This window comes from Roseovarius sp. JB2-10, assembly GCF_055693585.1.
Genome location: NZ_CM146337.1, coordinates 3,772,510 through 3,792,306, shown reverse-complemented (window position 1 = coordinate 3,792,306; position 19,797 = coordinate 3,772,510). Strand labels below are relative to the sequence as shown.

The 19,797-nt window shown below is 54.8% G+C and carries 17 protein-coding genes and 1 pseudogene; 11 read left to right on the top strand and 7 right to left on the bottom strand.

What is annotated here, in order from left to right:
- Positions 1–37: 37 nt before the first annotated feature.
- On the bottom strand, positions 38–1,084 hold the full coding sequence (locus tag ACZ1HJ_RS18805; protein WP_472720154.1) for a polyamine ABC transporter substrate-binding protein: 1,047 nt from the start codon (positions 1,082–1,084) through the stop codon (positions 38–40).
- On the opposite strand from ACZ1HJ_RS18805, the pseudogene ACZ1HJ_RS18800 reads away from it, so the two are divergent.
- The 6 genes and pseudogenes from ACZ1HJ_RS18800 to ACZ1HJ_RS18775 all read left to right on the top strand — a co-directional run.
- A pseudogene (locus ACZ1HJ_RS18800) lies at positions 975–1,484 on the top strand (GntR family transcriptional regulator); the annotation flags it as partial. The gene ACZ1HJ_RS18805 and the pseudogene ACZ1HJ_RS18800 overlap by 110 nt on opposite strands.
- 36 nt (positions 1,485–1,520) lie before the next feature.
- The gene (locus ACZ1HJ_RS18795; RefSeq protein ID WP_472722242.1) at positions 1,521–2,213 is read left to right on the top strand and encodes an FCD domain-containing protein; all 693 of its coding nucleotides are present in this window, start codon (positions 1,521–1,523) and stop codon (positions 2,211–2,213) included.
- Complete coding sequence (locus ACZ1HJ_RS18790; RefSeq protein WP_472720153.1) at positions 2,210–3,493, top strand: nucleotide disphospho-sugar-binding domain-containing protein; 1,284 nt, start codon at positions 2,210–2,212, stop codon at positions 3,491–3,493. Before ACZ1HJ_RS18795 ends, ACZ1HJ_RS18790 begins: the two co-directional genes overlap by 4 nt.
- Positions 3,494–3,812: 319 nt before the next feature.
- Entirely contained in the window at positions 3,813–4,109 is a 297-nt protein-coding gene (locus ACZ1HJ_RS18785) for a nuclear transport factor 2 family protein (protein ID WP_472720152.1), read from the top strand.
- Positions 4,110–4,158: 49 nt separating this feature from the next.
- Positions 4,159–4,626 carry a nuclear transport factor 2 family protein gene (locus tag ACZ1HJ_RS18780; protein ID WP_472720151.1) on the top strand — a complete coding sequence of 156 codons (468 nt, stop codon included), beginning with the start codon at positions 4,159–4,161 and terminating at the stop codon, positions 4,624–4,626.
- A gap of 135 nt (positions 4,627–4,761) precedes the next feature.
- Positions 4,762–5,250, top strand: a complete 489-nt coding sequence (locus ACZ1HJ_RS18775; protein ID WP_472720150.1) for a YHS domain-containing (seleno)protein — start codon at positions 4,762–4,764, stop codon at positions 5,248–5,250.
- A gap of 202 nt (positions 5,251–5,452) precedes the next feature.
- Here the strand turns inward: ACZ1HJ_RS18775 and ACZ1HJ_RS18770 are convergent, their stop codons facing one another.
- The 3 genes from ACZ1HJ_RS18770 to ACZ1HJ_RS18760 all read right to left on the bottom strand — a co-directional run bounded on the left by ACZ1HJ_RS18770 (position 5,453) and on the right by ACZ1HJ_RS18760 (position 9,331).
- Entirely contained in the window at positions 5,453–7,759 is a 2,307-nt protein-coding gene (locus tag ACZ1HJ_RS18770; RefSeq protein WP_472720149.1) for a xanthine dehydrogenase family protein molybdopterin-binding subunit, read from the bottom strand.
- A 3-nt stretch (positions 7,760–7,762) separates the two neighbouring features.
- Positions 7,763–8,215 carry a (2Fe-2S)-binding protein gene (locus tag ACZ1HJ_RS18765; protein ID WP_472720148.1) on the bottom strand — a complete coding sequence of 151 codons (453 nt, stop codon included), beginning with the start codon at positions 8,213–8,215 and terminating at the stop codon, positions 7,763–7,765.
- Between the two features lie 582 nt (positions 8,216–8,797).
- The gene (locus ACZ1HJ_RS18760) at positions 8,798–9,331 is read right to left on the bottom strand and encodes a TetR/AcrR family transcriptional regulator (protein ID WP_472720147.1); all 534 of its coding nucleotides are present in this window, start codon (positions 9,329–9,331) and stop codon (positions 8,798–8,800) included.
- 315 nt (positions 9,332–9,646) lie between these two features.
- Between ACZ1HJ_RS18760 and ACZ1HJ_RS18755 the strand changes: the two genes are divergently transcribed.
- From ACZ1HJ_RS18755 to ACZ1HJ_RS18735, 5 genes are all read left to right on the top strand, one after another.
- The gene (locus ACZ1HJ_RS18755; protein ID WP_472720146.1) at positions 9,647–10,456 is read left to right on the top strand and encodes a hypothetical protein; all 810 of its coding nucleotides are present in this window, start codon (positions 9,647–9,649) and stop codon (positions 10,454–10,456) included.
- A 289-nt stretch (positions 10,457–10,745) separates the two neighbouring features.
- A complete protein-coding gene (locus ACZ1HJ_RS18750; protein WP_472720145.1) occupies positions 10,746–12,791 on the top strand; it encodes a DUF3857 domain-containing transglutaminase family protein in 2,046 nt (681 codons plus the stop codon).
- 213 nt (positions 12,792–13,004) lie between these two features.
- Positions 13,005–14,177, top strand: a complete 1,173-nt coding sequence (locus ACZ1HJ_RS18745; RefSeq protein ID WP_472720144.1) for an adenylate/guanylate cyclase domain-containing protein — start codon at positions 13,005–13,007, stop codon at positions 14,175–14,177.
- A 105-nt stretch (positions 14,178–14,282) separates the two neighbouring features.
- The gene (locus tag ACZ1HJ_RS18740; RefSeq protein WP_472720143.1) at positions 14,283–15,431 is read left to right on the top strand and encodes a DUF3095 domain-containing protein; all 1,149 of its coding nucleotides are present in this window, start codon (positions 14,283–14,285) and stop codon (positions 15,429–15,431) included.
- A 158-nt stretch (positions 15,432–15,589) separates the two neighbouring features.
- A complete protein-coding gene (locus ACZ1HJ_RS18735) occupies positions 15,590–16,441 on the top strand; it encodes a hypothetical protein (RefSeq protein WP_472720142.1) in 852 nt (283 codons plus the stop codon).
- A 76-nt stretch (positions 16,442–16,517) separates the two neighbouring features.
- On the opposite strand, the gene ACZ1HJ_RS18730 is transcribed toward ACZ1HJ_RS18735, so the two are convergent.
- The 3 genes from ACZ1HJ_RS18730 to ACZ1HJ_RS18720 all read right to left on the bottom strand — a co-directional run bounded on the left by ACZ1HJ_RS18730 (position 16,518) and on the right by ACZ1HJ_RS18720 (position 19,766).
- Entirely contained in the window at positions 16,518–17,141 is a 624-nt protein-coding gene (locus ACZ1HJ_RS18730) for a Crp/Fnr family transcriptional regulator (protein ID WP_472720141.1), read from the bottom strand.
- 4 nt (positions 17,142–17,145) lie between these two features.
- Positions 17,146–18,627, bottom strand: a complete 1,482-nt coding sequence (locus ACZ1HJ_RS18725) for an MATE family efflux transporter (RefSeq protein ID WP_472720140.1) — start codon at positions 18,625–18,627, stop codon at positions 17,146–17,148.
- 635 nt (positions 18,628–19,262) lie between these two features.
- Entirely contained in the window at positions 19,263–19,766 is a 504-nt protein-coding gene (locus tag ACZ1HJ_RS18720) for an Lrp/AsnC family transcriptional regulator (RefSeq protein ID WP_472720139.1), read from the bottom strand.
- Positions 19,767–19,797 lie beyond the last annotated feature (31 nt).

The window sequence follows — 19,797 nt, the reverse complement described above, 5'->3', positions numbered from 1 at the left end:
ACCCTCCCCACAGCGTTGCGCCGGGGGAGGTGTCTGATCAGTTCGCGGCCTTGATTTCCGACACGAGGCGGGAATAGTCGCGCTGGGCCTCGCCGACATCGCGCAATTGCTCGAATTTCAGCATATCCGCGGGTTGCATGCCCATGTTCGGAAAGGTCTCAATAAGCGACGCATCCACGCCCGCCATCGCGGCCTCATTGGGGACTTTGTAGAGGATGTTTTCCGCCGCCCAACGATGGTTGTCCGCATCAAGGATGTAGTTCACGAATGCATAGGCCGCGTCTTTGTTTTCCGACGCTTTGAGGATCACCATCGTGTCCACCCAGAGGTCCGATCCTTCTGACGGGATCATGTATTTGATATCGGCATTTTCACCGATGCCGTAGTTGCACCAACCATCCCACGCCTGCACCAGCTCGGCCTCACCCGAGACCAGCTTGGCGTAGAATGTCGTGTCGTCATAGGCCAGCAACGTGCCTTTGGCGTCGATCAGCAGATCGCGTACTTCGGCCATCTTGTCGGCATCAGTTTCATTGACCGAATAGCCAAGCGCCAATTGCCCCGCCGCCAGCAACCAGCGGTCCGTGGCCAGCATTGTTGTCTTGCCGGCGACGTCATCCGAAGGCTTCAGCAGGTCGTTCCAGGATGCGGGCTCGGCAACCAGATCCGACCGGTAACAAAGCCCGGTTGTTCCCCAGGCATAGGGCATCGAAAAGACGTTGCCGGGGTCGTGTTCAAGGCTGTTCGCCTCGGCATAGAGGTTCGCGATATTTGGAATTTTCGAATGGTCCAGCTCTTCCGCAAGGCCAAGATTGTTCAGAACCTCGGCAAATGGCGACGACACGAAAACCACATCATAGCCAACGCCCTTGGAGGCGATCAGTTTTCCCATGATCTCTTCGTTGGTGGCATGCAGGACAAGTTCGGCCTCGTTGCCGGTCTCCGCGTTGAAATTATCGATTGCATCCGCGGCCATGTACCCGTCCCAGTTTGAAACGGTTAGCGGGTCTGCCATCGCGGGCAGGCCGAAAGCAGTCAGGGCGGTGATCAGGCAGGTGCTGGTCTGGCGAAATAGTGAAGTCATGAAATTCCTCCCGGGATCGTATGTTAATGACCGGTGCCCGCAGGCCCGGACTTTTGGTCTTGCGATTCTTCATAATCGCGATAATTTCAGTATTAATCGCAGCAAAAATACGTCAAAGTGTTTTTGCAGTCTTTTTCCGAAGCTCCCGCCTTGGCGAATTCCCGATCCCACGAAACCGACGACGCAAGCCGAACAAATGCTAAAACCGCGCAGCAACACACGTCAAAACCACCTGAAGCTGGCGCGCCAGATTGTCGAATTCGCCCTGGAGCAAAGTTTGCGAAAGGGCGACCACCTCCCAGAAACGACGCTGTCAAATGCGTGCGGTGTTTCCCGAACGCCCATCAGGTCGGCGCTTAAAATACTGGAAAATAATGGTATTGTGGTGCGGCGCGCTGAGGAGGGGTATTTTTTGATGGTGCGACCGGAGGTTGCGATGACCGACGGGTTGGCGCAGCTTGATGAGGTTGAGGACAGCCTTGCCGACCGAATTCTGAAGGATCGTGCAGAGCGCCGTATCACCGATGTTCAGTCCGTGAGTGCCCTTGTCAGAAAATACGGCGCACCAAGATCGGCTGTACTTAATGCATTAAAAATACTAGGCGCTGATGGGATCGTGACACAACTTCCGGGCCGCGCCTGGGCGTTCCAGCCGATTCTCGACACGCCAAATGCCCTGTCCGACAGCCTTGCCTTCCGTCTCGCGCTCGAACCGCAAGCGATCATGGCACCTGGGTTTTCCATGGATAACCAGAAGGCCGGAATGATGCGCCAACAGATGAATGACCTCATGACGCGGTCAGAAGGCGGGATGGGTAGTGCCGCGTTTTTGCGCCTTGATTGCGCGTTCCACAGCCTGATTGCCGAAGGTTCGGGCAACCGGTTTCTTCGCGGAGCCTTGTTGGCGCATCATCGCTTGCGATCCTCGACCCAGAAGGATCAAACGATCCCGGATTTCAGGCTGCGCCAATCGCTCGAAGAGCATCTGGATATCCTCGACAGTCTTGAACGGGCACAACACCAGCTTGCGGCGGATCAGATGGTGCTGCATCTGCGCCGGTCACAAATCCGCAGGCCACAGGCGGCCAACCGGGGCATTCGTCCGGTAGCGCAGAGTACGATCGCATGACCGCGCCGGTGATCGCATTTTTCCCCGAAGCCAGCTTTGGCGCTGCGCTGAACTGCGTGGGCATCGCCCAGCAACTGCAACGGTCCGGCGCCGTGCCGGTTTTTCTGTGCCACGCCGGGTTCACCGGTGTCTTTTCGGAATACGGGTTCAAAGAGTATCACCTGCCTGCAGCCACCCAATCACCCCAGCAATCCGACGAAAACTGGCAGTCTTTCATTTCGACCCATCTGGCGCATTTCAATCAGTCTCCGACGGCACAATTGACCAGCTATGTTGCACCGACATGGGAGGCCATCGTTGATACGGCGATCCAGGCAGAGGCGGGGCTTGAGGCTTTGCTGAAACGTATCAAGCCGGACGCGATCGTGCTTGATAACGTGATCATGTTCCCGGCGATTGCCAATGCGGGCGTCCCGTGGGTCCGGGTTGTGTCCTGCGCCGAGACGGAAATTTCCGACCCCAATGTGCCACCGTACTTGTCCGGAATGAGGGCAGACGATCCCGACCGGAAGGCATTCGAAACGGCTTACCTGGCGGCCACGGCGTCCGCACATGCGCGGTACAACCGGTTTCGCCGGAGCCGAGGGTTGGCTGCCCTGCCTGAGGGGCAATTTCTGGAGGTGTCGGACCATTTGAACCTTCTGCTTGCCCCATCTGCGATCCGGTATGACCGGGCCAGCCCGTTGCTTGAGGATAGGTTTGTGTTCCTGGAAGGATGTGTGCGCGAGGAGGCCCGCTTCGATCCACCGATGTTGCCAGTCAACGAAGGCCCTATTGTCTATCTCAGTTTTGGCAGCCTTGGCGCGATTGATACCGGACTGATCAGCCGGATGATCGAGACTTTCGCCACGCTCGCCGCGCGCTTTTACGTTAATGTCGGCGGGTTTCTGGAAAGCTATCAGAAAGTGCCGGACAACGTTTATCTGGGCAGTTGGTTTCCGCAGCCGTCCATCGTCAAACAGGCCGATCTTTTTATTCACCATGGTGGCAATAACAGTTTTTGCGAAGCGCTTTACTTTGGAGTGCCATCGCTGGTCATGCCCTATTGCTGGGACGGTCACGATAACGCATCGCGCGCCGTGGAAACCGGAACCGGAGAGCGTCTGGATCGAGCTGATTGGGCGCCCGAGCAGCTCGTGGACAAAGTCGAACGGCTGATTGGCGACCGGACGATGCAGGACAACTTAAATCGAATTTCGTCGCAAATGATTTCGCAATCGGGATCTGAAAAAGCTGCGAGCAGAATTTTGCATGCAGTTAATTTGTTGAACACCGTATGAACGCGAAACTGCGTACGGAAACTTTACACGTACCGGGCTCGAACTCATGACCCGCACGTTGACCAAGTGGTTGGTGCGAAGCAGCTATGCAGGCATGGCATCGCAACCAGACCTGAAAGACTTGTTCGACACGTGACGAGTTAACTTGGCATCGTATTCTGGTTCGGCCCGACGACAAAAAGGGCTCTTTGCGGCGCGGCCTTTTGGGTGCGGCAGAACACTTGCAGTTGAACTTTTTGTGAGAACCAAAGATTGCCTCTACATATTTCAACTACATATATATAGATAGATATTTGAAATTGAAACCGAGGACAACGCCATGCATTCGTCACAGAACAGATCTACGCAAACATTTGGTAACGCCAATTACGCCGATATTTCCAAGATTGAGAACCTCCTTGCTCAATCAATCGGTGCGTCTGCCACACCCGCTGACCCGTGCCACGATCGGGAACATCATGTTTCTTCGATTGATCTGGTCGGAGATGCCGCTGCTGCACTTGTAGAATTCACCGATTGTACCGGCTCGTCATTCACGGATCTTTATGTGCTGCAAAAGCACGACAAGACATGGATGATCGAAAGCAAGGCATGGGATTCCCACGCGTTTAGCTGATGAAACCACCACTCACGACCCTCCACCTACCTCCTGAAAGGACCTGAAAATGCGCCAAAAAACCATCAAGAGCAGCATACTGGCACTTAGCCTGCTCGCGCTTCCCATGCAGACTGCCCAAGGGTCCGAAAATGGTAAAGTTTTGGAAAGCCAAAGCTTTGCTGAATACGCGGCGATCGAAAAAGCCCTGCAACCCTACATCACGTCCGCACGCACCGGTGATGGTGAACTGACGCGTTCCGCGTTTTATGATCACGCTCATATTCTCGGATCAATTGACGGAACGGTGTACAATCTGGACGCCGATACCTTTGCCGGTGCTGTTGCCGATGGCGGCGCGTCCGACAATGTCCGCCATCATATCGCGTGGATCAATGTGTCTGGTCCTGCTGCTGCGGCGCGCGTCGAGTTCATTGACTGGGGCGGCAATCGTTTCACGGATTTCTTCGTCCTCTACAAGGAAGAAGGGGCGTGGAAGATCAGCGGCAAGGTCTACGACTCTCACACGAACAACTAGACTGCCAGGGACGCGCCGAAAGAGGGTTCAAACAATAACGGGCCTCTGCTTTTTGCGCGTCTATTTCACCTAAAATAACTATCTATGCATAGATACTCATCTCTCTACTACTAACCCTCCCAAAAGGATAACCCTATGAAAAACCTCACAACATCCAGCATCGTCGCACTGTCACTGTTGGGCGCATCGCTGACAATGACGCCTGCCTTAGCCGCTGACGAATTCAATGTGGCACCCGGTATGACCTACGCGGGTGCACCGCTTGGCCTGCATGGGGCTGACCCTGTCGCGCTGCTGAATGGCACACAGGTCGATGGCGACCCGCAGTTCTTTGCGGCCCATGACGGCGTGGCCTACTACTTCGATAGCGCTGAAAACAAGGATGCGTTTGAAGCAAACCCGGCCAAATACACACCGCAAAACGGCGGCTTCTGCACATTGGGCGTTGCTTATGAGAAGAAACTGGACGGCAACCCAGAATACTCGGCTGTTGTTGATGGCAAGCTGTACGTTTTCCTGAACGGCGAGGTTCTTGCGCAATTCATGGAAGACAAGACAGGGATCATCACCAAGGCAGATGAAAATTGGCCCAGCATTCGGAGCGTAGCCGCTGCTGATCTGTAAATTGCTATGAAGTGTGAAAGGGGGAGCCGGTCAAAAGCTCCCCCTTTTTCTGTTTCAAGCTATGGATTCTGGCGTCGCAATCCTGCCAATCAACTTGGCCAGACCTTCGACCCCGTTTCTCAACGACACTGTCGAAAAAACAGCTGATCGAAGCCCCGAAAAAGTCCTGCTGCAGGTCAAACCGCAACAGGGCTTTTTCATGTTAGACGTCGAGGCCCATTGGCAATTTCCGACGCCGCTCGCCGGTTGCGGCAAAGAGCGCATTCGAGATGGCCGGCGGCACTGGTGGCATGCCCGGCTCTCCAACGCCAGTTGCCGGCACCGAGAACGGATGCTTGGCGATGTGCGTCACCACCTTGCGGGGGAAGTTGTCGGCGCGGGCCACGTCGTAGTCGTAGAAGTTTTCCTGCACCACGGCCCCGTCTTCGAAGCTGATGCCGGAATGCAGCGCCGTGGTCATGCCCATTACGGCCGCGCCTTGCATCTGGCTTTCGATGCGTTCAGGGTTGGCTGCGAAACCGCAATCGATTGCCATGTGCATCTCGGGAATGGTGATGGTGCCATCGACGATTTTCACATGTGCCGCGCACGCTACGTAAGACACGAAGCTTCGGTGCACGGCCAAGCCGATACCTTCGCCGGGCGGCAGCTCCTTGCCGTAACCGATGCCCTCAGCGGCCAGTTTCAACGTATCTGCCATCCGGCCAGTGTCGATCGGGAACTCATCCCAGGGTTCGCCGTAATTCCAGAAGTTCTCTGGGAAGGCGGCCTCGGCATAGTCTAGTTTGCGAGGGGTCCCCAACAGCTCCAACCACATGGAAAGCTGATCCTTGCCCAACTCCTCGGCAAGCTCGCCAACAAAGGAACCAATCGCCCATGCATGGGGCAGGTTCGACACGGCGCGGAACCATCCGATCCTGGTGTGGGCCAGCGCCTTGCCGTTTTCGGCGCGGATGTTGGGAATATCGAACGGAAGATCGGTCAGGCCCATGCCTTGCTCAAGGGGCAACACATTCCCCTCGTCCGGCGCGAAGGTCGAAAGGATCGACGGTTGAACCGCTCGGTGATGCCAGCCCGTGACTTTGCCTGCATCATCCAGCGCGACCTCAATCCGTTGCGCCGAGATGGTGTGGTAAAACGAGTGCTTCACATCGTCTTCCCGGGTCCATTGCACGCGCACCGGTGTTTTGGTTTCGCGCGACAAAAGAGCGGCCTCGGTAACATAGTCGCCTTTGGATTTGCGACCAAACCCACCGCCCAGAAGCGTGACGTTCATGGTGACCTGTTCGGGGTCCAGACCAAGGGCTGCCGCGGTATCCGTGCGCGCCGCATAGGGGCTTTGTACAGGGGCCCAAAGCTCCAGCGTGCCGTCCTCTTTGTAATGCGCGACGGCGGCAGGGGGTTCCATCGGGATATGGGCGATGTGATCCTGTGTGTAGGTCCGCGTAAAGGTGCGGCTTGCGCTGGCAAGGACGCCATCAATGTCACCTTTGTCGCGCGCAATTGTACCCGGCTGTTCCGCTGTCTGGGCCAGCTCTTGCAGGAAGCTTTCGGAATTGTAGCTGCCGTGCGCGCCCGCCTCCCACTCGATCTCCAACATGTCCCGGCCTTGCATCGCCGCCCAGGTGTTGTCGGCCACAACTGCAATCCCGCCCAGTGGGGCGAATTTTTGTGCCAATCCGCCATACGGGATTTCGTGCACAGAGTGCACACCCGGCACGGCCAGGGCATCGGTTGCATCGTAGGAAACCGCACGGCCACCAACAACCGGCGGGCGGGCGATCACGGCAACCTTCATACCTTCGATCTGAACATCAGCGCCATAAACGGCGGTGCCCGTCGTGATATCGCGCAAATCGGTGATGCCGACATTTCCCTTACCGATATAGCGGAACTGATCCTCGGTCTTGTAGGCAATCTCTTCATGCGTGGGCACCGGTTGCGCCATGGCGGCTTCGGCAAGATCGCCAAACCCCAGCTCTGTGCCATCAGGGTGGATGGCAACGTGATTTTCCACGCGGACTTGGGTGGCATCTACCCCCCATTCCTGGGCCGCGGCGCGCGCCATCATTGTGCGTACTGATCCACCTATCTTGCGGGCCGCCTGAATGTGGTGGCGCAAAGAACGGGAGCCGTCCGTGTCCTGGTTGCCGTATTTCGGCTCATCACCGGGGGCCTGCACGATCTTCACGCGGCCCCAATCGGCCTCCATTTCGTCGGCCATGACCATTGGCAGCGATGTGCGGCTTCCTGTCCCCATTTCCGACCGGTGTGCGACCAGCGTGACGGTACCATCCGCGTCGATCGAAACAAAGATCAAGGGATCTTCGACCAACCCGTGTGGCATGTCTGTGCCGCCAACGGCATAGGTATCAAATGCATGGCTTGGCTTTGCCCAGGCTGCCAGTACAAAGGTGCCACTCACGCCCAGGAATCCCCGGCGCGACATCTTGCCAACACTAATCTGCGTGGGCGCTTTAGGTGTAAATTGTTCCAGATACTTCAGCATGGTTCAGGTCCTTGTGCTTGCCAGACGCACCGCGTCGACGATCCGTTCATAGGCGCCACACCGGCAGACATTGCCGGACATGTTTTCCATGATTTCATCATCCGTCGGGTTCGGATTTTCTTTGAGGAATGAAGAGGCCTGCATGATCTGACCGGCTTGGCAAAATCCACATTGCGGCACGTTCAATTCGCGCCATGCCTCTTGCACCGGGTGGTCGCCATTTTGATCAAGCCCCTCGATTGTGGTGATCTGCTGACCGGCGACATCTGCAAGTGATATCTGGCACGAGCGTTGCGCGACGCCGTCCACATGCACAGTACAGGCACCGCACAGGCCCGCACCACACCCAAACTTGGTGCCCGGTAACCCGGCAAGGTCACGAATGGCCCACAAAAGGGGCATGTCGGGATCACCACTTATCTCATGAAGAGTTCCGTTGAGGGTTAGTTTTGTCATGAATTTTCTCCATTTGAACTGGTGTGTTGGGGTCTGTGTGACATGAAAACGCCCGCGGATTCGGCGCTGATTAAATCGTTCTGTGGTGGTCTTTGGATCATCCAAAATCGTACCAGTGGCACTCAGGTAGTCTATCTATCTGTATGTAGCTGTTTTGTGTTTTATTCACAACCCACGCAAGAACAAAAAAGCGCGCGTTTTAGTAAAAAAATCCACCGGCAACCAAAGGCGCGTACGATGTCGTTCCGGCATGAAAAAGGTAGGCGGCCGATTTCGACTTACATTGTACGACGTAACTTAGGTCTTATTTTAGCCCGCGGATCGCGTATGTCCACCGTGACGCCCACAGGCGATGGCTAGATATAATCCGTGTGACGGTATCTGATGCCTTCTGCTCCCGGGGTGCATTCGGACCATGCCAATATTTGTCATGGCACTCGCATCTGTTTTGTTCGCAACAGGCATGCTCGCGAGTTTTTGGGCCAGTGACCTTGTCTGTTATGCTTGAGTTCCGACGGACATTGACCTCACCTAGGCGAGCGATGGATGCTCAGGACCGCGCTGAAAGACAGTCGGTATGTCTTAAGCGGCCACGAAACCATCCAGTGATCGATCCACGATTGACGCTTCGCTTTCTAATCTTGCCAACATGAGTGATCCCTCAAGCGCGCTGACATATTGCAGCGCGACCGCCGGTGGGTTTGGATGTCCAAGGGCAGAAAACTGTTTGGCAATCCAGTTTTGAAAGTCGCGAAAATAATGCGCCAAGGCCTTGCGCACGGCGGGACTGATGCTTTCAAATTCTGCGGCCATCATGCCGCACATGCAGATCTTGTCTTCACCGATATACGCTTTGAAATGCGTCACGACCGCATCGAGACGGTCTTTGGGTTCCGCCACTTCTTGATCTAGGCGCTGAAATGCATTGGCCAGGTTTTCGCGGTGACGTTCGACCAGCGCAAAAGCAAGATCTGCCTTGGTCTTGTAGTGATAGTGAATACTGGACGTTTTGATGCCAATTTCCGCGGCAAGGTCCAGATAACTGAACCCGTTAAAGCCCTTTGATTGCGTCAGATGTTCCGCCAGGTCGAGAATACGGGTCTTTGTGTCAGTCATACGATTGTCTTCCTTCGGGGCCGGTCGCAACTCTGGCAATTTTCAGTTTCGGGTGATTGTAGGGCAAAACGGGATCAATGTATCTATCTATGTGGGTATTTGTGTTATGCAGCGTTGCACAGATGTGTTCCGGCCCCTTGGGTTTTGGGCCGTCATTTGTTCAGTGGATGTAACGCGCTGCACTATTGCTCAACTGGAGGCGTATTTCCGCCATTATTTGGTGTTTGGTTTGCGCATAGAAACCTGTCCACAGTGCTGCGGTCAAAGCCGCTCAATTACATGCTAAAATACAAACATTTACACGACCACCAAACCTTGAACAAAGTTATTCGGCTTATCCATCGGCGTTCGCTTTTGTACGTTGCTATGCTTCCCGTCATTTTGATGTTTGTCACGATCAGTGTCTTCGACGACATGGCTGTGGAGTTTGTAAAAGCCACCTGGGACATACAGGACTACGGCGAAGCAATCGTATTTGCGGTTTTTGGCGCTCTTTTGTCCTGGTGGATTTGGTCATCGGCAAAAAACTTCGGAAAGTTTTGCTACAACACTTTTCTCCCTTTGGATACGGAGCATCCGAACGACGAGTTTGGCGTAGACAAGGGCAATGCGGTCGTGACGCTCTCGGATGAGGCTGTCGGATGGTCGTTCGAAGATGTCGATGAGGAAAAGCACCTTGGCCAATTTCATTCGTCATGGTGCAGAAAAGGGTTTTTGCTACTGCATAGTACGCTGGCGGAAGTCAATTACGCGGCCACAGATGATGCCAAGCTATGGTTAAAGACATTTCGCAAAAACAAAAAGAAAGTTTCTGACGCTGGTTGGAGCCTGCCTGCTGAGGCCGAAAACGTCCTGCACTATGACTTGAAACAGGATGTGTATCTGACCGAACGTGCGCGCAACAAAGATGAAGCCGCACCTGCTGATATCATTTGGCCCCATATCGTTGCCGCTTGTATCTGGTTGGCGGTTTATGCGCTCTTTGCCTTTGGTTTTTTCAATCTGGAACATTTAATGCGCAATCCATCGGTACTTTTTTGGCGCTCAGTTTTGCTTTCGTATTGGTCGGCAAAAATGATGGTCGCATCGCGCAAATTGGTTTGCGGCGGCGTCGGCAAAAGCTGACCGTAGATGGCCATGACCTCCATGGTGTCACGCACGGCAAGACGGCCCTGTCGGTACACGCGGACGGCATTGAGATCAGCCGCGCGTTTTTCCGACAAAAAATCCGCTGGAATGCGATCAAAAAGATCGATTTGTGGGACGGATGGCTCGTCTTGCGAACGACAAAGCAAACGCTGGCAATTGTTCCGGACACAACACAGACGCGCGACGCGATTGCGCATCTGAACTTGCAACCACCCGCGGGTCCGTGGGGGAATTCGCAATCTGCCATTACATGGACACGTGCCGCATGATCCGTTTTTTCACAGTTTTGATCACCATCACATGTCTCATGCTGCCGGTGCAGGTAAAGGCCGAAAACTGGCCTGATTGGGTAGAGGCAAGCGTGTTGCCTACTTCTGACGTAAGCCCACAGGACTTCGTCGAAAATGGTGTGCACCAAATGCTTTATGACATTCAGGTGCAGCTTAATCCTGAAGGGTATGACAGGTTTTCACGTCGTGTGGTGAAAGTGGTATCCCGCGGCGGATTGGAAGATGTTGGGGCTGTGCGCTTCAACTTTGATCCAGCCGATGAAGAGTTGATCGTGCATGGTATCTGGCGCGAACGTGGCGGTATCCGAAGCAAGATCGAAAACATTGATTACATCGACATACGCCGCGAAAGCGAGTTGGATTACGGGATTCTCGACGGGCGCCTGACCCGATATGCCGATATTAGCGATCTGCGTGTTGGTGATATCATCGACATGTCGTGGACGGTCCGAGCCAAGCCAAGCGTCTTCCCCGAGCATTTCCTCTATTGGCGCACGAAGAAACCCCTCTACGGCTATCAGATAGACCAATTCCGGCTGCTCGCCCCTCATGAACGGGAGATCACCATAACAGGTCCGGCTGTTCCAAAGATCACTTCACGCGAGGGTTGGACATCATACCTTTGGCGACACGAAAACACGCCTTCACCCGATATGGGCGACAGCTATAATTCGTGGAAAGACTTCTATGGCGATACGCAGATCTCGACGGCTTCGGACTGGAATTCAATTGCAGATCGGGTCGTTGATGCGTACGCGCCTCAGCCTCTTCCGGCAGATTTGCGTGAGGTGGTAGATCAGTTCGAGGGCACCGAAACGCAGCGTGTCACGGCGGCATTCCGGCTAGTGCAAGAGCAAATTCGCTACATGGGGATCGAAATTGGGGCAGGCGGGTATCTACCGCGCGCGCCATCCACCGTGTGGTCCCGTCGTTTTGGCGACTGCAAAGACAAGGCACTCCTGCTGGTCTCCATGCTGGAACATATGGGCATTTCTTCCGATGTTGTTTTGGTCAATCTGGACGATGGCGAGACCCTCGCGAAATACGCGCCTTCGCCTTATCTGTTCAATCACGCCGTTGTTCGGGTGCTTGGCAAAGAAGGTACGTACTTTCTCGACCCAACAGATGTTTTGCAGGGCGGGCTTGGTGACGCAATCCGGACATCCGATTTTGCGTGGGCGCTTCCGCTCACGGCGCATAGCGATGCATTGGTGGCAGTGCCGCAACAGCGCATGCAGGACCCGACTTATGAGGTTTTATCCCGCTATGAGTTCGCGAATGAAGGTGACCTCGCTGCGCGTCTTTATGTGGAGACGATCTATCGCGGTGCAGATGCTGACCAACAGCGGAACTGGTTCGAGCGTGATGGTCTGGAAGACAGGGCCGAAAGCTATCTGAAATGGTATGAACGCCGGTATCCGGGTGCACATGTTTTGACGCCTATCCATCTTGTGGATGATTTGGACGCCAATGTTCTGACCGTCTACGAACACTACGGGTTGACGGAAGAGGGGTTGGAAGAACACCGCGCGGAATTCTGGATGAACCCCTATGCGATCAAAGGCGAACTCGAAGAGCTTCCCGAGGACGGCATTGATGCGCCCTACAAGATCGACCCCTTGTTTCACCGACATCGCGTGGAACTGGTGGGCGCGCCCAACCTGAAAGTGCCACCGGAGATCACCATGGATAATCCATTCTTCCGCTATACACGTGTCGGCTCTGAAATCGATGGCGGTGTTGCGGCAGAATTCGAAATCGAAGCGCTTATGACTGAAATCCAGCCGCGCGATGCAGACGCATATCAGGAAGCAGTTGACGCGCAGGACAGGCAAGATGATCGCCGTTTCAATTTGGGCCTGTCTGAACGGATACTGGCCACACCTCTCGCGATGGGCGTAACGGTGCGCTCTGCCATTTCATACGGGGCATTTGGATTTGTCGCGTTCATTGTCCTTCTCGCGGGCCGCCGTGGATACGTGGCAGAGCGCAAGGCCTGGGTCGAGAAAAGCGCAGCCTGATCCCGGTGAAGTTCTGACGGTTGAAGGGGCGCAACGCGATAACCGGGTCGTCAAGCGCGTTGGGGTTTCTAGGGCCGCTGCCTTCGTTTCTGTACGTCCTATCAAGAGGTCCAGCGCCTTAAATTCGCGCAGCAATGGCGAAACAAACAGCGCGGATCATTTCATTAGAACTAATTTCTATGCCTGATCCAATTCAGTACCTATTTTGGCGGTATGGAACACTTGGCCAAGCTCACAGACTGGATGATTAAAGAGGGTCGTTGCTCGGGCGACCCTGTCAAAGTTGTATCGCATTTCTGCGCGTCACTGATCGATGCCGGTGTGCCGCTATGGCGGGCCAACATCGGTCAGCGTTTCGCCAATCCATTGCTGATTGCCTGGGGCGTTGTCTGGAAACCCGAGGAAACCGAAGTCTATGATGTCACGCATGAAATCACGTTGACGGACAGCTACGTCGGCAGTTCCTTTGAGTACCTCATGGAAAACAAAAAACCCCTGCACAAAAGTTTGCGCCAGTTGGATACTGAGACAGACCACATCTCGTATTTGGAGTTTGCCGAGGCTGGCGGAACGGATTACTACGCCACGTTGCTCACCTATGGCGATGGATCGTTGCATGGCTGTACATTTGTGACACGGGACCCGGATGGATTTTTACCTCAGCATCTGGAGATGATCGAAGCCGCGCTACCCGCATTGTCCTGCGCTCTGGAACCCGTAACAATGCGCAAGTCATCCAAAGGTCTCTTGCGCACATACCTCGGGGACGGGCCGTCGGAGGCCGTCTGGAATGGCACGATCAAACGCGGGGAACGTACAACGATAGAGGCTGTCGTGATGTTCTGCGACTTGCGCGGATTTACGGCAATGTCCGACAACGCGACCGAAGAACATGTTTTTGAAGCGTTGAACGGCTACTTCGATCTGGTTGTTCAATCCGTCGAAGAAAATGGCGGGGACGTCCTTAAGTTCATGGGCGACGGCATTCTGTCGATTTTCCCGATCTCAGAAAATGTGGATCGTGCCCATCAGTGCCAGAAAGCGGCGCGCGCGGCACAAGATGCGATGGCCGGTCTTGCAAGTCTCAACGTCAGTCGAAAGGAGACGGGCCAGCCGCCCTTGAATTTCGGCGTTGGGATCAATGTCGGTCAAGTCAGTTATGGTAATATCGGAAGCCCCGGTAGGCTGGATTTCACGGTGCTTGGTGCGGCGGTCAATGTTGCGAGCCGGATCGAAGGATTGACCAAAACAGTGGGCCACCGAATTTTAGCCACCGCCGCTGTCGCAAATGCCGCGCCTGATCTGTTTTCACCGTGCGGTCCACATGCAATTCGCGGGCTGGCGGATCCAATTGAGTTGTTCACGCCAATCGAGGTGCCTGATTGAGCACCCACGGAAGATACATATAGCGAAGTGAGCGCCAGTTGGGGCGGGTCCACCGTGCTATCAAATACACTGGGCTAAGCGCGCTATCATGGCTATTGTTGCGGAATGGGCAATGCAGACACCGACGTATCGTTTTACTATCACTTACGTAAGTTTTCCGATTTCGCCGATATGTCCGATGCCGGAAACTATTCACCGTTGCCCGATGACTGGTGGATCGGAACCTCCGACGTCAAGGGATCAACCCAAGCCGTTCAGGACGGAAAATACAAGACGGTCAACATGGTCGGCGCCGCCGTTATTTCCGCCCAAATCAACACCCATGGCGGCAATCCGTTTCCCTATATTTTTGGCGGCGACGGCGCGAGTTTTGCTGTCCCGCCCGCGTGGAAAGATCATGCCAGCGATGCGTTGGCTGCGGTGAAACTCTGGGCGCATGAGGCGTTCGAGATGGAACTGCGTGTCGGCATGGTGCCTGTGTCAGAGGTTCGCGAGGCAGGGTTTGATGTGAAGGTGGCCCGCTTCCAAGCCTCCGAAGGTGTTGATTATGCGATGTTCTTTGGTGGGGGGCTCAATTGGGCAGAAACCCAGATGAAAGCTGGCCAGCACGCGGTTCCAGAGGCTCCCCCAGGGTCGACCCCGGATTTAACGGGATTGTCCTGTCGGTGGAGCCACATGCCCAGCAAAAACGGTGTCATTATGTCGATGATCGTGATGCCGCGCGCTGATGTGCCTTGGACAAAATTCACCGAATTCGTTGCGCGCGTGCTTGATCGGATAAGCCTCCTTGAAGCCAACGGTCATCCCTCTGCCACCGAAGGCCCGGGTGTGTCATGGCCGCCAGCCGGTGCCACGCTTGAGGCGCATGCACAACGCGGGCAAGGTTCACTTGGCCGCGCACGCAGAAAGGCCTTGTTTGAGAGTTTTGTGGCTTGGGTGCTTATCAAAACCGGTCTGAAAGTTGGGGGTTTCGATGCCCGTAGATATCGCCGCGTGGTTGGTGAAAATGCTGATTTTCGAAAATTCGAGGACGGGCTGAAAATGACGCTGGATTGCGACAGCGTGACCGAAGCGGACCTGCGCGCTTTGCTCGAAGAAGGTGTGAACGACGGCATTATCCACTTTGGGGTGCATACCCAATCCGAGGCGATGCTGACCTGTATTGTCCCTTCCATCATGGAGGATAATCATGTGCATTTCGTTGATGGAGCTTCGGGCGGGTACACGGCAGCGTCACGGTTTTTGAAAACTTAAGGGTCTCTAAGATACACTTGCCGCATGATGCGAACGATACGGTCACGTGTGTTCACATTGAAGAAAAGTGGAGCCGTTGAATCCCCTGGCTGTTTGATAAGTCTTCCACTTATGCCTAAGCTGCTTTGGAGCGTTTCAGCGATGTTGGGAATACGATAATGTTCAACCCCGCCGCAGTGTCAGCTGCTGCTTTTGGCGATCATCTTGCTGAAACGTTTCTGCAGGCTTTTCCGGATCAGAAGACGCAATACGCAGATTTTCTGAATCACACAGCGCGCGAGACACTCGAACATATAGGTGCGTCAGACGCCCCTTATCACAATTCAGAGCATACGATGATGGTCACACTGGTTGGTCAGCAGATCATCCAGGGGAAGCACAAAGCGAGCGAGGTGAGCCCGGAGGATTGGCTACATTACATCATGGCGCTTTTACTCCATGACATCGGTTTCACACGTGGCGTTTGTGATGGTGATACGCCAAATGAGGTGGTGATCAACGACGCGGGTGAGCGTGTATGTCCGCCGCGTGGCACCACCGATGCCTATCTTGCGCCGTATCATGTTGACCGGGCCAAGATACACGTCCGCCAACGCTTCGCAGGGAGTGATTTCATTGACCCGGAGCGCATTGCGCAAGCCATCGAATACACGCGGTTTCCCGTGCCGGATGACCCCGCCTATGCGCATTATGAGACCGAGCCCGCGTTGGTGCGGGCCGCGGATTTGATTGGCCAGATTGCTGACCCGCATTACCTTGCCAAGATAAGCAGGCTTTACCACGAATTCCTGGAAACTGGTTTTGCGTGTGAGCTCGGATTTAACTCTCCGATGGATTTGGTGGAACAGTTCCCGTGCTTTTTCCACCAACAGGTAGAGCCTCTGATTGGCCCGGCCCTCGAGCATCTGGGGCAAACCTCGGACGGCAAAGAATTGGTTGACCGGCTCTACAAACTGGTGTCGGAAGTCTCGCGCCGCGAAAACACACTTGGGCCGTTTTCTGGCCCTTGAATAGCGTCGGGCACTTCACCATAGCAAGGCGACAGGGTCCTGAAAAGGGCAGGGGTTCCAGCCGGATTAAACTGGACTAAGCCTCTTGCGTTTGCGCGGCGTTTGCCACAAGCCGCTTGGTGACCAAACGCATCACGGACATGGCGAATTTGGGGTCTTCATACTGCAATCGCGTAAAGCGTTTTTCGTTGAGCTCATAAACAACCGTATCTTCCACGCACCGAACCGTGGCCATGCGCACCGCACTACTGTTGAAAAACGCCATTTCGCCAAAAATCTTTCCCGCAGGCACAGTCACGTTCTGACCTTCAATTTCAACGAGGCCCTCGGCCAGATAGTAAAGACTGTCAACCGCATCGCCCTTTTCAAAAAGGACATCGCCTGCGTCGATGACACGCTTTTTCCCATATGCCATGGCGGCGGAGAAGTCGGGTTCGGAGTCGTCCGTCATATGCGTCACCAATCTGCGTAACGCGATGAGTTCGTAAAGCCGGTAGGCGTTCATGCAGAGCAAAATGACTTCGATCGCCAGAAGCGGCCAGATCTGAAACACAGCGCTGTAGATGATGAAGCAGATCGACGACAATATCACAAGGACGCGCAGCCAGATCATCGAATTCATCGAGAAGGTCGCCAGTTTGAACAGCACGGCAAGCCAGCCGACGGCTTCGATGACGTAATGTGTGGTGATAAATTCCATTGGCTTATTCTCCTACCGCGCTTGTCGAACCAAAAACCATGTTAAGGATTTGGTCAAACGCTAAGGTTTTGGTCCTTCGATCAGGATCATTTGTGGTCCACATGTTTCTGGAGCGTATGGGCAATGAGGCTGCCATGGCCAAAGAGCGCGCTATGGCTGCGATGCCGCATGTTTTCTTGTGGGGGTTCTTTATCAGCCGCCAGCCCAGCCATATCGCGATGGAGGCAAAGACGACGCTGCCGAGCGCTTGCCCGATCAGGACCCCTTGCGCGCCCATCAGCATCCCGCCCGCGATCACAAATGGCCAGGTGCCCAGTGTGTTCTGGCCCCAACTCAACCATGTCGAATAAGACGGGCGGCCAAGCGTGTTGAAAGACGCGCTCGCCACAAACACTGAGCCGCTGAAGAACGAGGAAAGGGCAACGGGGAAGCAGTAGAGGTAAATCAGTTCTCTCGTCAGGTTCTCGGCACTGAAGAGATCCGCAATCGGGCCGCGGAAGGCCAACAAAATCATGGCAACACAGAATACATAGATCGCCACAAACTTGATGGCATCGAGATAAGCGCGTCTGACGCGATCAATATGGCCCGCACCAAAATTCTGCCCGATGATCGGCCCGATAGACCCCGACAGCGCCCAAATGACGGAAAATGCGACCGGCGTCATCCGCCCGATCACGGCCATCCCGGCCACCGCCTCGGGCCCAAATTTCGACATTTCGCGGGTCACGATCGCGGTGCCAATGGGCGTGGCCACATTGGCCAGAACGGCGCGGCTGGCGAAATGCGTCACCGTCTGGAGATCACGCCAGAGCAAGCGGAAGCTTGGGGGGACAAATGTATTGTGCTTGCGCAGCGCCGGGTAAAGGGCAAGGCCCAGTGTCACAAACCGCGCTGCCACCGTTGCCCAGGCCGCGCCCGGCAGACCCATTCCGAGGGCGAAGATGAAAATGGGATCAAGCACCGCATTGGTCAGTGCCCCGAAAAGGGCAGGGTACATCGCCAGCCTGTTCTCTCCGTAGCACCGCAGCGCTGCGACTGTAACCATCGACAGACCCGAGACCCAAGTGAAGGGCACGACAATCCAAAGATAGGTTGCCGCCAGTTCAGCAACCTGTCCCGTAGCGCCAAGGAGGCCCACAAAAAACTCAATATTAATCAATAGAATCAGAGGTATGACAAGACCGGTCGCCATCACGAGCATCGCGGTGCTCGTGGCATACTCACGGGCCTCCAGCTCATCATCCTCGCCGATGGAACGCGATACCAGAACGCCCGCGGCGACCGACAGGCCGATATTGATTGCACTGGTAAAGAACATCAGAGCGCTGGCATAGCCTGCGGCTGCGGCCATTTCCTCGTACCCGAGCATCGAAATGAAGATCAGATCGATCAGGTCGACCGCATAGATCGCCATCAAGCCGATGCTCGCCGTAAACGAAGAAACCGAAACGTGACGCATGATGCTGCCGGTCGTGAATTTCATATTTTTCCCGGTCGTCATCTCAGGTCTTTCGTAATTTGGCCGGTCATCGACAGCAAAAGCATTCTATGGATACTGGTTATCCGCACGACACGCGGCCAGTCTACAAAGAATACACGGAAGCGGGTAGCCTTGAGTTTCATCGACGTCCCAATTTTAACGGCCCGCCGCGAATTCAATCTGTCGCATATGGAATATGCGTCGTTGTCACCTGACGAAAAGGGTAGGGCACCTATGCGAGATGGCGGATAGATCATTCGGGTGACACATTTTTGCGCTCATGTTGCGGTTTGGATCTTCGAAAATGTATCTATGGGGCGGTTGAATTAGCAGTGAAGTTTGAAAAGTGGATTGTTGAGGCATGTGGGCAAAAACTCAATAAAATAGTGATCGCTATCAATATGTTATGTTTTTGATGTGGTGCGGTGCGGCGCCCCATTTAATTCATAATTACATGTAAGCAATCGTAATAAATTCCACTAACCTCTGGGTGCGCCATTTCGCGCAAGACGGGCTTTTGTATTCGTTGCCGTAAAAGCAAATTTTTGACCCAGAACAGCAGCTCGGTAAGATCGACGCCAATGACCGCTGTGCGGACAAACCTGCCGTCGAATAAAGGTCCGCTTTCAGTCCGACACCTAGAGTTCCACCAATCGCTCATCGACTGGTGAGGACTGGACGATAGACGAATTGGTGGCTCCAAAGGGTACGATCCGGTCAATGACAGCTTCCATTTCGGCAACGTCGCGGACATGCGCCCGAGCGACGAAGCAGTCTTCTCCCGATACACGATCACAAGCGACGATTTGCGGCGTCTCCTGGATCGCCTCGATCATGTTCTTCATCTCGCCGGGCAGTGGGCGCGCGCGGATAAGGATCGTCAAGCCGTAGCCAAGGCGGGCCGGGTCGATGCGCGCGCCGTAGCCTGTGATGATGCCCACATCCTCAAGTCGTCGCACACGGTCCGCCACGCTTGGGGCGGACAGACCAACGCGGCGCGACAGCTCGGCACGGGGAATACGGGCATCCGCGCACAGCTCGCGCAGAATCGCGGCGTCGATGCCATCTAAATCACTTTCTTCGGATCGAAGGTTATCAGGTGTTTTTTTCTTCTTTCTTGCGTTCAATTCGGTCACTGACATATCCAATCTCCATATAGAAATCTGTTTCCAC

Bases quoted from the DNA above. Each gene is read 5' to 3' on its own strand.
- ACZ1HJ_RS18785 (WP_472720152.1), top strand. From the start codon at position 3,813: ATGCATTCGTCACAGAACAGATCTACGCAAACATTTGGTAACGCCAAT.
- ACZ1HJ_RS18745 (WP_472720144.1), top strand. From the start codon at position 13,005: ATGGAACACTTGGCCAAGCTCACAGACTGGATGATTAAAGAGGGTCGT.
- ACZ1HJ_RS18765 (WP_472720148.1), bottom strand. From the start codon at position 8,215: ATGACAAAACTAACCCTCAACGGAACTCTTCATGAGATAAGTGGTGAT.
- ACZ1HJ_RS18730 (WP_472720141.1), bottom strand. From the start codon at position 17,141: ATGGAATTTATCACCACACATTACGTCATCGAAGCCGTCGGCTGGCTT.
- ACZ1HJ_RS18805 (WP_472720154.1), bottom strand. From the start codon at position 1,084: ATGACTTCACTATTTCGCCAGACCAGCACCTGCCTGATCACCGCCCTG.
- ACZ1HJ_RS18775 (WP_472720150.1), top strand. From the start codon at position 4,762: ATGAAAAACCTCACAACATCCAGCATCGTCGCACTGTCACTGTTGGGC.
- ACZ1HJ_RS18740 (WP_472720143.1), top strand. From the start codon at position 14,283: ATGGGCAATGCAGACACCGACGTATCGTTTTACTATCACTTACGTAAG.
- ACZ1HJ_RS18760 (WP_472720147.1), bottom strand. From the start codon at position 9,331: ATGACTGACACAAAGACCCGTATTCTCGACCTGGCGGAACATCTGACG.
- ACZ1HJ_RS18790 (WP_472720153.1), top strand. From the start codon at position 2,210: ATGACCGCGCCGGTGATCGCATTTTTCCCCGAAGCCAGCTTTGGCGCT.
- ACZ1HJ_RS18720 (WP_472720139.1), bottom strand. From the start codon at position 19,766: ATGTCAGTGACCGAATTGAACGCAAGAAAGAAGAAAAAAACACCTGAT.
- ACZ1HJ_RS18770 (WP_472720149.1), bottom strand. From the start codon at position 7,759: ATGCTGAAGTATCTGGAACAATTTACACCTAAAGCGCCCACGCAGATT.
- ACZ1HJ_RS18735 (WP_472720142.1), top strand. From the start codon at position 15,590: ATGTTCAACCCCGCCGCAGTGTCAGCTGCTGCTTTTGGCGATCATCTT.
- ACZ1HJ_RS18780 (WP_472720151.1), top strand. From the start codon at position 4,159: ATGCGCCAAAAAACCATCAAGAGCAGCATACTGGCACTTAGCCTGCTC.
- ACZ1HJ_RS18795 (WP_472722242.1), top strand. From the start codon at position 1,521: ATGACCGACGGGTTGGCGCAGCTTGATGAGGTTGAGGACAGCCTTGCC.
- ACZ1HJ_RS18725 (WP_472720140.1), bottom strand. From the start codon at position 18,627: ATGAAATTCACGACCGGCAGCATCATGCGTCACGTTTCGGTTTCTTCG.
- ACZ1HJ_RS18750 (WP_472720145.1), top strand. From the start codon at position 10,746: ATGATCCGTTTTTTCACAGTTTTGATCACCATCACATGTCTCATGCTG.